The 13,675-nt window shown below is 70.7% G+C and carries 15 protein-coding genes; all 15 read left to right on the top strand.

Going from position 1 to position 13,675, the window contains the following annotated elements; all coding sequences use genetic code 11:
* The 15 genes from sbnB (at position 1) to ACFY4A_RS31860 (ending at position 13,404) form a co-directional block, all read left to right on the top strand.
* Positions 1-1,008, top strand: a complete 1,008-nt coding sequence (gene sbnB, locus ACFY4A_RS31930) for a 2,3-diaminopropionate biosynthesis protein SbnB (protein ID WP_382621098.1) — start codon at positions 1-3, stop codon at positions 1,006-1,008.
* 64 nt (positions 1,009-1,072) lie between these two features.
* Entirely contained in the window at positions 1,073-1,813 is a 741-nt protein-coding gene (fabG, locus tag ACFY4A_RS31925) for a 3-oxoacyl-[acyl-carrier-protein] reductase (protein WP_390832806.1), read from the top strand.
* Positions 1,810-2,244, top strand: coding sequence for a 3-hydroxyacyl-ACP dehydratase FabZ family protein (locus ACFY4A_RS31920; RefSeq protein WP_390832805.1), 435 nt, complete (start codon positions 1,810-1,812; stop codon positions 2,242-2,244). Before fabG ends, ACFY4A_RS31920 begins: the two co-directional genes overlap by 4 nt.
* The gene (locus ACFY4A_RS31915) at positions 2,231-2,707 is read left to right on the top strand and encodes a 3-hydroxyacyl-ACP dehydratase FabZ family protein (RefSeq protein WP_390832804.1); all 477 of its coding nucleotides are present in this window, start codon (positions 2,231-2,233) and stop codon (positions 2,705-2,707) included. The genes ACFY4A_RS31920 and ACFY4A_RS31915 overlap by 14 nt, the downstream gene beginning before the upstream one ends.
* Positions 2,708-2,771: 64 nt before the next feature.
* Positions 2,772-3,029, top strand: a complete 258-nt coding sequence (locus ACFY4A_RS31910) for an acyl carrier protein (protein WP_390832803.1) — start codon at positions 2,772-2,774, stop codon at positions 3,027-3,029.
* Between the two features lie 5 nt (positions 3,030-3,034).
* Positions 3,035-4,243: a beta-ketoacyl-[acyl-carrier-protein] synthase family protein gene (locus tag ACFY4A_RS31905; protein WP_390832802.1), complete on the top strand. Its 1,209-nt coding sequence runs from the start codon at positions 3,035-3,037 to the stop codon at positions 4,241-4,243.
* Positions 4,240-5,427, top strand: coding sequence for a beta-ketoacyl synthase N-terminal-like domain-containing protein (locus ACFY4A_RS31900; RefSeq protein WP_390832801.1), 1,188 nt, complete (start codon positions 4,240-4,242; stop codon positions 5,425-5,427). The genes ACFY4A_RS31905 and ACFY4A_RS31900 overlap by 4 nt, the downstream gene beginning before the upstream one ends.
* Positions 5,402-6,538 carry a beta-ketoacyl synthase N-terminal-like domain-containing protein gene (locus ACFY4A_RS31895; protein WP_390832799.1) on the top strand — a complete coding sequence of 379 codons (1,137 nt, stop codon included), beginning with the start codon at positions 5,402-5,404 and terminating at the stop codon, positions 6,536-6,538. Before ACFY4A_RS31900 ends, ACFY4A_RS31895 begins: the two co-directional genes overlap by 26 nt.
* Positions 6,535-7,509 carry a beta-ketoacyl synthase N-terminal-like domain-containing protein gene (locus ACFY4A_RS31890; protein ID WP_390832798.1) on the top strand — a complete coding sequence of 325 codons (975 nt, stop codon included), beginning with the start codon at positions 6,535-6,537 and terminating at the stop codon, positions 7,507-7,509. Before ACFY4A_RS31895 ends, ACFY4A_RS31890 begins: the two co-directional genes overlap by 4 nt.
* A gap of 1 nt (position 7,510) precedes the next feature.
* Positions 7,511-9,382 (top strand): serine aminopeptidase domain-containing protein, encoded by a 1,872-nt coding sequence (locus ACFY4A_RS31885; protein ID WP_390832797.1) that lies wholly within the window; start codon positions 7,511-7,513, stop codon positions 9,380-9,382.
* Entirely contained in the window at positions 9,379-10,107 is a 729-nt protein-coding gene (locus tag ACFY4A_RS31880) for a 2-hydroxychromene-2-carboxylate isomerase (RefSeq protein WP_390832795.1), read from the top strand. The genes ACFY4A_RS31885 and ACFY4A_RS31880 overlap by 4 nt, the downstream gene beginning before the upstream one ends.
* Before the next feature lie 16 nt (positions 10,108-10,123).
* Positions 10,124-10,597: a cobalamin B12-binding domain-containing protein gene (locus ACFY4A_RS31875; RefSeq protein WP_384438328.1), complete on the top strand. Its 474-nt coding sequence runs from the start codon at positions 10,124-10,126 to the stop codon at positions 10,595-10,597.
* The gene (locus ACFY4A_RS31870; protein ID WP_390832794.1) at positions 10,594-11,922 is read left to right on the top strand and encodes a methylaspartate mutase; all 1,329 of its coding nucleotides are present in this window, start codon (positions 10,594-10,596) and stop codon (positions 11,920-11,922) included. The genes ACFY4A_RS31875 and ACFY4A_RS31870 overlap by 4 nt, the downstream gene beginning before the upstream one ends.
* Entirely contained in the window at positions 11,876-12,481 is a 606-nt protein-coding gene (locus ACFY4A_RS31865) for a hypothetical protein (protein WP_390832793.1), read from the top strand. The genes ACFY4A_RS31870 and ACFY4A_RS31865 overlap by 47 nt, the downstream gene beginning before the upstream one ends.
* Positions 12,482-12,597: 116 nt before the next feature.
* A complete protein-coding gene (locus ACFY4A_RS31860) occupies positions 12,598-13,404 on the top strand; it encodes a thioesterase II family protein (protein WP_390832792.1) in 807 nt (268 codons plus the stop codon).
* The last annotated feature ends 271 nt before the right edge of the window (positions 13,405-13,675 follow it).

Here is a 13,675-nt window from a genome sequence, read left to right as displayed (position 1 = left end):
ATGTTCGACTTCCACGTCGTCAGCGGCGAAACCGCCCGCCGCGTCATCGACCGCTCTCGGTCGAAAATCGTCGACGAGGTACGCGACACCTACCTCACCCACGACCTGGGTGACTCGGTCAACCCCAACAGCCACTTCCTGCGCTTCCCCGACAAGCCCGACAGCCGCATCATCGCCCTGCCCGCCTATCTGGGCGGCCGGCACTCGGTCGCCGGCATCAAGTGGATCGCAAGCTTCCCGGCCAACATCGAGCACTCGGTGCCGCGCGCCTCGGCCGTCCTGCTACTCAACGACTACGAGACCGGCTACCCCTTCGCCTGCCTGGAGGCCGCGCAAATCAGCGCCGCCCGCACCGCGGCCTCCGCCGTGCTCGCCGCCGAGACGTTCACCGGCGGCCGCAGTGCCCGGCGGCTGCTGGTCATCGGCGCTGGCATTATCGCCCGCAACATCCTGGAGTTCTTCGCCGACCGCGACTGGCAGATCGACGAGGTACTGGTGCACGACCAGGACCCGCGGTACGCCGAATCCCTCACCGCATACGTGTCCGACACCCTCGGACGCCCGGCACGCACCGCGCCCGCCCGCGACGAGGCGATCGCGGAAGCCGATCTGGTGGTGCTCGCCACCACCGCCGCGGAGCCCTACCTCACCCGGCCCAGCACCTTCACCTCCGGCCAGGTCGTCCTCAACATCTCGCTGCGGGACATCGGCCCGGACATCATCGCGGGCTCCTACAACTTCCTCGACGACATCGACCACTGCCTCACCGCCAACACCTCACCCCACCTGGCCGAGCAGAAGTTCGGCCACCGCGACTTCGTCAACGGCACCCTCGCGGACGTGATCCGCGGCCGGCGGCGCGTGCTGCGCGACCAGCCCGTCATCTTCTCCCCCTTCGGACTCGGCGTCCTCGACCTCGCCGTGGGCGCGTTCGTGTACAGCGAAGCCCGAGAGGAGAAGGAAACCACCGCCATCGAGGACTTCTTCGGCGAGACCACCCGCTGGTGAGCTTCCCACTGTCCCCGCACCACCACTGCCCGACATCCACACCCGAAGCACGAGGTAACTTCCCATGCCCACACAACGCCGTGCTCTTGTCACCGGGGGATCGCGCGGTATCGGCGCGAGCGTCGCCCTCCGCCTCGCCCAGGACGGAATGGACATCGCCTTCTGCTACCGCAGCGAGAAGGAACGGGCCCAGGAAACGGCCGAGCGGATTCGCGAGACGGGCGTGCGCTGCTTCCACGCCCCCTGTGACGTCGCGGACTTCGAGGCCGTCCAGTCCTTCATCAAGGAGGCCGAGACTGAACTCGGCCCCCTGGACACCCTCGTCAACTCGGCCGGCATCGTCCGTGACAACCCGCTCGTGCTCATGCCGGTGGAGGACTGGGAGGCCGTCATCGACGCCAGCCTGACCGGCGCATTCAACTTCTGCCGGTCGATGGCGTTCGGCTTCATGAAGCGCAAGCAGGGCGTCATCGTCAACATCTCCTCGGTGGCCGGCGTCTACGGCAACCGGGCCCAGACCAACTACTCCGCCGCCAAGGCCGGGATCAACGGCATGAGCAAGGCCCTCGCCAAGGAACTCGCTCCCTACGGCCTGCGGGTCAACGTCGTCGCCCCCGGCTTCATCGAGACCGACATGACAGCGGGCCTCAGCGACAAGATGCGCGCCCAGGCGCTTGATCTCGTCCCGCTGCGCCGCTTCGGCGTCCCCGAGGACGTGGCCGAACTGGTGTCGTTCCTGGTCTCCGACCGGGCCGGTTACATCACCGGGCAGGTGCTCCAGGTCGACGGGGGCATCGTCCTGTGAGCCGTTCCTTCGCCGCCCCGCTGGCCGCGGTCGACACCGTGGACGTCGCGGACACCCCGGTCGGCGGGCGGGTCGAGGCGGTCAAGCGGATCGTCGCCGGCGACCCGTATCTGGCCGGACACTACCCGGACTTCACCATCTACCCTGGCGTGTTCACCCTCGAATCCGTGCAGCAGGCCATCCGCCACTGGGCCGCGCGACAACACGGTCCGGGCACGGTGGCCGAATTGACCGCCATCACCTCGATCAGCTTCGCGGCCCCGCTGCTGCCTGGGGACACCCTGCGCATCGGCTGCGACCTGTCCGAACATGAAGACACCCCGGGGGCGGTCCGGGCCAAGGTCCGCTGCCACCGCGGGGACGGTGCGCTGTCCGCCCGGATGACCCTCGAACTGCGCATCGAGCGGACGGACGACGATGACGACGCTTGAACACGCCGACATCCGGCGCATCCTCCCGCACCGTCACCCCGTCCTGCTCGTGGACCGCGTCCTGGAGATTGAACCTGGGGTGCGCCTCGTCGCCACCAAGACCGTGACCGGCAGCGAACTCTGTTACGCGGGACTGGACGAGGACCTTCCCGCGTCCGCGTACGCATATCCGGCCTCCCTGCTCGTGGAGTCGTTCGGGCAGAGCGGTGCCGTGCTGTGGCTGTACTCCGCCGCCGCGAAGGGCGAACAGCGTGGGGGAACCCTCATCTTCGGCTCCGCCCGCGACGTGACGATCAACGGCGGCGCATACCCGGGCGACGTGCTGCGCCACGTCGTCGAGATCGACCGCATCATCGGCGACAACGCCTTCATGCGCGGGGAGATCTGGGTGGGCGACCGCCGGATCGTCACCCTCGGCTCAGTCCTCGCCGTCGTACGCGACGGCCTCGACCAGGGCACCTGACCCACCCCACCCCCAAAGCCGCACACCACCGGCCCCATCCCCAGCCAGACTCAGGAGAACACCCATGTCCGAAGCCCGTGACCAGCACCTGGAAGAGCTGCGCGAGATCGTCGCCGAAGTCCTCGAGGCCGAGCCGGAGGAGATCACCGAGACCGGTTCGTTCGTGGAGGAGCACGAGGCGGACTCGCTGCGGGCCATCGAGATCCTCGCCAGGATCGAGAAGAAGTACAAGATCGACATCCCGCAGTCCGCACTGCCCGAGATGGGCAACCTCAAGGCCGTCTACGACGTCGTGGCCGAGCAGGCCGGCTGGCAGGACTGATCACCATGAACCGACGTGTCGTCATCACCGGACTCGGACCCATCTCCAGCATCGGCATCGGCGTCAAGGACTTCGGTCTGGCGCTGCGCGCCGGCACCAGCGGCATATCCCCGATCTCCAGCTTCGACTCCTCCGGCTTCCCGCACTTCATGGCCGGTGAGGTCGCAGACTTCGATCCCCGCGCGCTGCTGCACACCATCTCGCCCTTCGAGTGGGGCCGATCCAGCCTGTTCGCGGCCGCGGCCGCGCGACTGGCCGTCGAGGACGCTGGTCTGGACGAGGAGACGCTGGCCGACGCCGCCGCCGGCTCCAGCATCGGCACCACCAGCGGCGAGTCCCAGGTCATCGAGGCACTGACCGCCGAATGGGTGGACGGCGGGCTGTCCGGCGTCACCCCCGCTCACGCCGCCCAGGTCCCCGCTGCCCGGCTGGCCACTGCCGTCAACCAGGAACTCGGCCTCACCGGAGAAGCCGTGACCCTGTCCACGGCCTGCTCGGCCAGCAACTACGCGCTGGGCTACGCCTACGATCAGATCGTCACCGGCGACGCCGACTACATGATCGCCGGAGGCGCGGACTCGGTATGCCGCTGGGCCCACGCCGGCTTCTACCGGCTCGGCGCCCTCACCGAGAAGGTCTGCTCGCCCTTCGACAAGGACCGCTCGGGCATCCTCACCGGCGAGGGCGGCGCCGCCCTCTTCCTGGAGACCCTGGAGTCGGCCACCGCACGCGGCGCGCACATCTACGCCGAGGTGCTCGGCTACGGCCTCAACTGCGACGCCAACCACATGGTCGCCCCCGACCCCGTCAGCATCGCCGAGTGCATGCGGCGGGCCCACCGCAACGCCGGCATCAGCCCCGCCGACGTCGACTACATCTGCGCCCACGGCACCGGCACCCCGGCGAACGACGCCATGGAGGCCCAGGCCGTCGTCGAGGTCTTCGGCGACCGGCCCCCGCCGATCAGCTCCATCAAGTCCATGCTCGGTCACACCATGGGCGCCGCCAGCGGATTCGGCGCGATCGCCTCCGCGCTCGCCATCGACGAGGGCTTCCTGCCCCCGACCACCAACTACAACACGCCCGACCCCGAACTGCCGGCCATCGACCCCGTGCCCAACGAGAGCCGTGCGGCACACCCCAAGGTCGTGCAGAACAACGGCTTCGCCTTCGGCGGCAACAACGCCATCACCATCCTCGGACAGGTCATATGAACACCACAGCTGCCCTCGCCCCGGACCCCACTGGCCCCAGCTCCCGTACCACCCGCGACACCACCCTCGCCATCACCGGCTGGGGCGTCGTCTCCTCCCTGGCCATCGGCGCCGACGAATTCACCGCGGCCATCCGCGAAGGCCGCAGCGGACTGCGCGACGTCACCGGTATGTTCGACGAGGACCTGCCCGAGGACCAGGCCTTCGCCCTGCCCGACTTCAAGGTCCGCGATCATCTCGGCCGCAAGGGCACCAGCTTTTTCGACCGCAGCACCGCGCTCGGGCTGCTGGGCTGCACCCTCGCCCTCGACGACACCGACCTGACCGTCACGGACGACAACCGCGACCGGGTCGGCATCGTCCTGGGCACCACCGCCGGCAGCATCAAGGCCACCAGCGACTACAGCCGCGAGACCTTGGAGAACGACCGGCCGTATCTGGTCAACCCGGTGCTGTTCCCCAACACCGTGATGAACTGCGCGGCCGGCCAGTCCGCGATCTGGCACAAGCTCAAGGGCGTCAACGCCACCGTCGCCGGCGGCCAGCTCGCCGGACTGAGCGCCCTGCGCTACGCCCGCAACCAGATCCGGCGCGGCTACGCCGACGCCCTGCTCGTCGGCTCTGTCGAGGAGTTCAGCCCGCACACCGCCTGGTTCACCCACCGCCAGCACTCCGCCGAGGAGGGCCGGGCCAAGGTCGGCGAGGGCTCCGCCGTCTTCGTCGTCGAGGACGCCTCGACGGTACGAGAACAGGGACGCCGGCCCGACGCCGAGGTCCTGGCCATTGAGGTTGGCACCTACGGCGCCCCGGGCCGGGAACCCGACGCCGGGGCCGGGCTCGCCGGCTGCATCCGCCGCGCGCTGGAGCGCGCCGGAGTGGAGCCGGCCGACGTGCGGGCGCTCGCCACCGGAGAGTGCGGCATCGCCCGCCTGGACGACATCGAGCGCCGCGGCACCGACGCCGCGCTCGGCACCGCGGTGTGGCGGGTGCAGGCCAAGGAGTGGGTCGGCGAATGCCACAGCGCCTCCGGCTCGCTGCAGATCGCCGCCCTGCTGGCCGGCCACCGCAGCCATCCGGAGCTGGACGGGGCGGTGTCCGTGGTGACCTCGGTCTCCCCCGACGGCAATGTCGGCGCGGCCGTGCTGAGGGGGTGGCACCGTGCACGTCGCGATCACCGGGGCTGACCTGTTCACCTGCCACGGCGGCACTGACGCCACCTTCGCCGCCCTGGCCAAGGGCGTCGACGGCAGCCAGGCGCTGCGGTTCTACGACAGCGACCGCATCAACGTCACCCGCGGCTACCACGTGGACGATGACGTGGACGGCGGCGACGAACTGCCGTTGCGGGCCGGGCGCTGGCTCGCCCGCTGCGTCCTGGGCGCCGTCCGCCAGGCCGGGGTGGACCCGGCCCGCGAGCGGGTGTCCGTCATCGTCGGCACCGGGTTGCGCGAGCTGCGGGCCGTCGAGCGCTGGGCCCTGGACGGCGTCCCGGTGCGCCGCAGGGACCTGCACTTCACCACCGCCGTACGCGAGGTGCTGCCCGAGGCCACCGAGGTCATCACGGTGTCCAACGCGTGCTCCGCGTCCGGACACGCCCTCGCACTCGCCCAGGACCTGCTCGCGGCGGGCGAGGCCGACGCGGTGGTGGCGGCGGGCTGCGACGCGATGAGCGAGTCCATGCTCACCATGATCGGCCGGGTGGCCGACGCCCCCACGCCGGCGCTTCAGCCTTTCCAGGAGGGCCGCGCCGGAGTCCTGCTGGGCGAGGGCGCCGTGGCGGTCGTGCTGCGCCGCGCCACCGACGCGGGACCCGCTCCGCTCGCCACCGTCCTGGGCACCGGGCTGTCCTGCGACGCCCACCACGAGACCGCCCCGGACGTCGGCGGCATCGTCGCGGCCATGCGTGACGCGCACCGCCGCTCCGGTGTCACCCCGCAGGACATCGGCCTCGTCCTCGCCCACGGCACCGGCACCGCGCTCAACGACCCGACCGAAGCGGCCGCCCTGGACACGGTGTTCGCCGGTGCCGCGCCGGGTCCACTGGTGACGGGAATCAAGGGGGCGATCGGGCACACCTCCGGCAGCGCGGCACTGATGAGCCTGCTCGTGGCCGCCGAGGCGCTGCGGTCCGGCTCGGTGCCCGCGACGGTGGGGCTGACCGAGCCGATCGAGGCGGCCGCCGGGCTGCGGCTGGTGATCGGTGAACCCGCCTCCTGCGATGCGCGGGTGGCCCAGGTCGATGCCTTCGGATTCGGCGGAGTCAACGCCGTCAGCGTGATCAAGGTGGAGCGATGACCATGAACCCGGACGGCGTGACGGTCACCGCGCACGCCCTCCATGTCCCCTCACTGGCCGACGCACCGGCCGGCGGTGCCGCCGCCGCGACGGCACGGGACCTGTTCGACCGCGTGGCCCCGGAACCCGCCTGCGCCTCGGACCAGGCGCACACCGTACTCGGCCGCAAGGGGCTGCTGTTCAAGGAGGACTCGACCCGGTTGGCGCTGTGCGCCGTCCATCGCGCCTTCGGACTGCCCCCAGGCAAGCTCACCGAGCCGCTGCCCGCAGCGGAGCACACGGCGGTCGTCGTCAGCTCCAACCTCGGCAACGTCCAAACCGTCCGCGACATCGCGGTCGGGATGCGCGCGGGCTCCGCACACGATGTCAGCCCGCTCAACGGCCCCAACGCCTCCAGCAACGTGATCGCCAGCACCCTCGCCATCCGCTACGGCTTCACCGGACCGAACCTGATGGTCTGCTCGGGGGCCACCTCCGGCCTCGACGCAGTCCGGCTGGGCGCCCTGCTGCTGCGGGGCGAGCGCGCCCGGCGGGTCGTCGTGGTCGGTGTCGAACCCGGCGACGACACGGCCCGCGCCCTGGCCGCGCTCCACCCGGACGCGACTGCCGCCCCGCTCCGGCCGGCCGCCGCCTGCGTCGTACTGGAAACCGGCGGGGACGGACCGCGCCTCGGCGACGTACGCCGCCACCCGCGGCCGGACGAGGCCGCGGAGGATCCCACGGCGCCCACCGCGCTCCGGCTGACCGCCCCCGGCGCCGCCGCTCGAGGTGGCATCGACCTCACCGCGTATCTGGGCGAGGCCTACGGGGCGCTCGGCGTGGTCCAACTCGCAGCGGCCGCCGCCTGGCTGTCCGCCGGGCAGCGCCGCGAGCCGGGCGGGGCACTCATTACCTGCGGTGACGGCGAGGACGGCTACGCCTCGGTACGTCTCGACCCGGCGAACAACCCCGTCCTCGCGGGAGCCCGCTGACATGGCGAAACCGAACGGGGCACGCCCGGCGACCTGTCCCGACGGGTGGACGCCGGTCGCCGACACCCGCACAGCGGGCGAACGGCTGACGGTGCTGGGGCCCACCTCCCCAGCACCGCACCCGGGCGCCCCCGTGGCGGCCCTGGTCCACGGGCTGGAAGGCCACTGGACCGGATGGCAGTCACTGGCGGGACACCTGGACGACCGCTGCCGGACCTACGTGCTGGACCTGCCCTGGCGCGCCGGCAACCACTACCGGTGGCGGCACCACGGCACCCCCGCCCACTGGCTGCGCGAGGCGCTCGCCCTGGTCCCCGAGCCCGTCGACGTCCTGATCGGCCATTCCTTCGGCGCCAACGCCGTCCTGGAACACCTGGCCACCTCCGGCGGCGCACCCCAGCCACGCGCCGCGGTGCTCCTCGCCCCGTTCTTCCGCCCCGCCACCCTCACGGTGGACTGGCCCCTGTACGACGCGGCGTTCGCAGGCTTCCGCCAGATCATCACCGACGGCATACGGGTCGGGATGGGGGAGCGGGCCCGGCGTCTGGACCCCGATGTGCTGACCGCCATGGCCGACACCACGGTCGAGCGGATCGGCCCCGTCGGATTCCTCAGCCTGTTCCTCCAGTTCACCGGCACCACCGAGCTGGACCTCGGCGCCGTCACCGTGCCGACCCTCGTCCTGGCGGGGGAGAACGACACGTCCCTGTCCGAGGACCGGGCTGCGGCCCTGGCCACAGCCATGCCCGCGGCGAGGGTCCGCAGACGTCCGCACTACACGCACTTCTGCCACGCGGAACAGACCGCCGACGTCGGCGCGGACATCACCGCCTTCCTGACCGACACCACCACCTCCTGGACCGACACACCCTTCTCGTCACCTTTTTCACCACCCTTCTCATCACAAAAGGAACCACCCATGACCGAGCTTCTGGACGGCACCCTCACCACCCCCGTGGGCCGACCCCGCTACGAGGGCGCCAACATCCGTACCTGGATCGGCTTCAAGCACTTCATGTATCTGACGGAGGAGGCGATCCTCCAGTACTTCCGCGAGCGCGGCGTCGGCGCCGAAACGCTGTACCACACCTACGGCCTCGGCCTGGAGATCGTCGACCACTCGGTGAGCCTGCCCGCCACACTCGGCATCGACGACGACGTGATCGCGATCGTGGAACCAGGCAAGCCCAAGCCCGGCCACGGCGCCCCGTTCAAGGTCAGGCTGACCGTGCAGCGGGACGGGGAGACCGTCACCATCCTCACCGGCAAGATCCGTGTCGCCCTGGTCACCCTCAAGGACGCCCCGGCCAGTATCCGGCCCGTCCCCGCCCACCTGGAGCCGTACGTCGTCCCCGAGGTGGCCGCACTCGCGGACGCCGCCGGCCAGGACCCCCAGGCCGTCGCCGACGCCGACCTGGCCACCGTCCTCACCCCGCCCGACTCCAACGCGTTCCTGTGGTCCTGGCGGATCCCGTACTTCTACTGCCACTTCTCAGACCGGCTCCAGCACTCCGGCTACGTCCGGGCCATGGAGGAGGTCGTGGACCGCTTCCTCGACGACCGCGGCATCTCCATCCGCACCATGCTCGACGAACGCGGCTGGATCCCCGTGGTCTCCCGGGCCCGCGTGCACATGCTCGCCGACGCCTTCATGGAAGAGACCCTGCACACCGTGTTCACCGTCCAGGAGATCATCAAGGACGTGATGTACACCGCCGCCTTCGACACCTACGTCCACCGGGACGGCCGGCTGGTGCACACCGCCACCGGAAGCATCATGCACGGCTACGCCGTCAGCCGTGGCGAACAGGCGGGTTCCCTGGCCGAGTTCGACGACACCACGCGTGCCGCGCTGCTGGGAGGCACCCGATGAAGCGGCCGCCCCGCCTGTACTTCAACCTGCGCAGCCCGTTCAGCTGGATGGGCCTGAAGCGGCTCGAGGAACGCTTCCCGCAGGCCCCTGAGGTCATCGAGTACTACCCGTACTGGGACCCGGACGACAAGACGCGGGCCGCACTCGAGGAGCGCGACTCCGGCTTCCACTACACCCAGATGAGCAAGGCCAAGCACCTGTACATCCTTCAGGACACCAAGCGGCTCTCGACCCGCTTCGGTTACAAGATGGCCTGGCCCGTGGACATCGACCCGTGGTGGGAGGTGCCGCACCTGGCCTGGCTGAAGGCGCGTCACCTCGGCCGTGAGCGCGACTTCTACACGGCCGTGACCGAGGCCCGCTGGGAACGCGGCGAGAACATCTGCGACCCCCAGGTGCTGCACCGCATCGCCGAGGCCGCCGGGTTCGACGGCGACGAGATGGTGGCTGCCGTCGACGACGCCGAACTGCGCGCAGAAGGCGTGGACGCTCTCGCCGCCGCCTACGACGACGACGTGTTCGGCATCCCCTACTTCAAGGTCGGACGCCACCGCTTCTGGGGCCTGGACCGAGTCGACGCCTTCCGGGACGAGCTCATCCCCGCCCTGCGCAAGGCCGGCGTGCCCGTGACCGAGCCCACCGAGCCCACCGAGGAACAGGTGCCGGCCGCACTGCTCGACCGGGTCGGTGCCTACGACTCCGACTCCGCCGGCGGCTGCGGCTGAGGCCAGGAGACATCCCATGCTCATGAATCCCGTCACCGCGGCCGCCGTCCCCCGCGGCCGCACTGTACTGCTCAGCAGCGTGTCCTCGGACTCCCACACCTGGAACCTCGTCTTCCTGCAGCTGCTGCTGGAGGAGATGGGCCACCGCGTCGTCAACCTCGGTGCCTGCGTGCCGGACGAACTGCTGATCCAGGAGTGCTCCGTCATCCGTCCCGACCTGGTGGTGATCAGTACAGTCAACGGTCATGGGCAGGCGGACGGCCACCGGCTGATCGGCAAGATACGGGCCCGGCCGGAGATCCGGCACACCCCGGTGGTGATCGGCGGAAAGCTGGGCATCACCGGGGGAGCCCAGGAGGACACGGCGCGCCGGCTCGTCTCGGCCGGATTCAGCGCCGTGTTCTCGGACGACGCCGAACCGGCTGCCCTGGGCCGGTTCCTGGCCTCCCTGGACCGCCCCAGGCCGCACCGGCAGGTCGTCGCCTCATGAGTGCGACCGGCTCCTTCGCGGGGCTCGCCGCCCTCCGGAGCTCCCAGGGCCTGCTCGTCCAGCCCCGCATGGGCTTCAGCGACCCGCGTCAGATGCGCGCGGGCCTGCTGGCCGTACGTCAGGCGCGCGCAGCCACCGTCGCCACCCTCACCCTCGACAGTTACACCCGGGTCAAGGACTACGCCTCGGTGGAACGCGCGCTCACCGACGGAATCCCGCTCAACGGCTACCCCCTCGTCACACACGGCCCGACCACCACCCGCGCCGTCCTCGACGGCATCCCGGGACCCCACCTGCCCGTCCAGGTCAGACACGGTTCCGCGGTGCCCGACGACATCATCGCCGCCCTCGTCGAGTCCGGCCTGGACGCCACCGAGGGCGGCCCCGTCTCGTACTGCCTGCCCTACGGCCGGGTACCCCTTCGGGAGGCAACCGCCAGTTGGGCACGCTCCTGCCGACGGTTCGCCGAACTCAGGAACCGTGGCATCGAGCCGCATCTGGAGAGCTTCGGCGGCTGCATGATGGGCCAGATGTGCCCGCCCGGCCTGCTCATCGCCATCACCGTCCTCGAGACGCTCTTCTTCCACCAGCACGGACTGCGCAGCGTCTCGCTCAGCTACGCACAACAGACCCACGTCCGCCAGGACGAGGAGGCGGTGGCGGCGCTGAGGTCGCTGGCCACCGCCTTCATCCCGGACGACACCGACTGGCACATCGTGCTCTACACGTACATGGGCAAGTACCCGCGAACCCGCGACGGCGCCCTCCTGGTGCTGCGCGCGGCCGCGGAACTCGCGGTCCGCACCGGCGCGACCCGGCTCATCGTCAAAACCCCGGCCGAAGCGCACCGCATCCCCACGATCGAGGAGAACGTCGAGGCCCTGGAGCACGCGGCCGCCGCGGCAGCGGCGGCCGAACGCGCGGGCACGCCCCACGCACCGCCCCAGGACACCGGCATCGCCACCGAGGCCCGGCAGCTCGTCGAGGCCGTACTCGACCTCCACCCCGACGTCGGCCAGGCCCTGCTGCGCGCCTTCGCCAAGGGCTATCTCGACGTGCCCTACTGCCTGCACTCCGACAACCGCGGACGCGCCCGCGGCTACATCGACGAGACGGGACGACTGCGCTGGGCCTCCGTCGGCGCGATGCCCATCCGGGGCATCACCGGCGGCGAACGCGACCACTCCGTCGGCAGCTCGGAACTGCTGTCGGCGCTGTCGTACGTCGAACGCAAACACGACCTGCTGGCCCTCCGGAGCCAGGACACGAGGACAAGCGATGCACTGGACGCTGGAACGACTGCTGCCGACCTACGACAAGCGTGAACACCACAGCCGCTGGATCGCCGCCCCGCCCGAGCGGGTCTGGCACGAACTCATGGACCTGCGCGCCGGCGACCTCGCCGCGACGCTGGGCCTGATGCGGGTACGAGGCGGCCCCACCGCCTGGGTGAAAGGGGTGGACAAGGGCGCGCACGAGGGGATGGACCTGCGCGTCCTGGAGTCGATGGCACCCCGCGAGATGGCCGCCGACCCGCCGCGCGAGGTGGTCCTCGGCGACATCGCCCGCTACACCGCCGTGCACCCCTCTCGCCCGGACATCGAACGCGGCGATCCGGAGGCCTTCGCACAGTTCGACGAACCGGGCTGGTCCAAGGTGGTGATGAACTTCCGCCTCACTCCCGAACGCGACGGCACCCGCCTGTCCACCGAAACCCGGGTCCTGAACACCGACCCCGCCACGCGCCGCGCCTTCACCCTCTACTGGGGCCTCATGCGTGCGGGCAGCGGTGTGATCCGCCACGACATCCTGCGGGCGATAGCGAAAAAGGTGGCGCCCGTCCAGGGCGGGGGCCCCGAAAACCCTGGCCCGTCGAAACCGTAGCGGCGCCCGAGCACCGGGCGCCCTCCGAACTCCCCACCACCCTGCCGAAGCTGCCGAGCCCGACACCGGACGAGCTGTACACGCCGTACGCCCCGTGAGAGAACCGGATCGTGACCGTGACCCACATCGCAACTCCCTGGCTGCGCCGCCCCCGCCCTCACCCGAACCCGGCCGTCCGACTGCTGTGCCTGCCGCACGCCGGTGGTGGCACAGCTCTCTACCGCCGCTGGAAGGACCTACTGCCACCCGCGATCGAACCGGTCCTGGTCTGCCCACCGGGGCGTGAGCACCGGCTGGACGAACCGCTCCCCACTGAGCTGCCCGAGCTGGTGGCGGCATTGGGTCAGGCTGCGGCGCCCCTGCTGGACCGGCCATGGGCGGCGTTCGGACACAGCATGGGGGCCACCGTCGCGCACGAACTGGTCCTGTGGCTACTCGAGCGCGGGCACCGAGGACCCGAGCACCTCTTCCTGTCCGCACGGAAGGCGCCGCAGCACCACCGTGGCGGCACCGCGCACCTCCTGGACGACGACGCCCTCTGCGAGCACCTGATCCGACTCGGCGGCACCTCCCGGGAAGTCCTGGCCATGGCCGAACTGCGACAACTGGTGCTGCCGGCCGTACGCGGCGACTACCGGCTCATCGAGACCTACGCCGCGAACCCCGACGGCCCCGTGCCGTGCCCCCTGACCGCACTCCTCGGCACCGCCGACACGGAGGTGACTGCCCAAGAGGCCGAGGGCTGGGAAAAGTGGACTACAGGTCCTTTCCAACTGCTGACCTTCCCCGGCGGTCACTTCTACTTCTCGGACCATCCAGAACCGGTCGTCGAGACCGTACGCCGACGGCTGCTCACCCCTCCAGGCAGGGCGGCGCAGATGGCGCGGCCAGCTGCTGCGGGCACTGGGCGGCTGCTGTCGTGATGGCAGCCGTTGTCGGAGCAGCGGTGTCGGTGGAGGCCAGCCCGCTTGCCGGCACCGCGGACCGGTTTGCTATCAGCGGGCACTGTCACGTTGGCTGGCGACGTGGGATGATCTTGGAGTTGATCGGGCAGGCGAGGAGACCGTCTGTGGAGAGTGTGCAGCCTCGGACAGGGCCTGCGCGACGACGAGCCGCGCACCGACCCGGTCCGCCGGGCCGTCGAGGCCTTCGTCCACGGCCGGCGAGCCAGTGACTGTCTTTCACCTGCCAGGC

Source organism: Streptomyces sp. NPDC001292, from assembly GCF_042896465.1.
Lineage (GTDB): Bacteria > Actinomycetota > Actinomycetes > Streptomycetales > Streptomycetaceae > Streptomyces.
The sequence above is the reverse complement of the archived record's forward strand: the minus strand, read 5'-3'. Positions and strand labels throughout refer to the sequence as shown.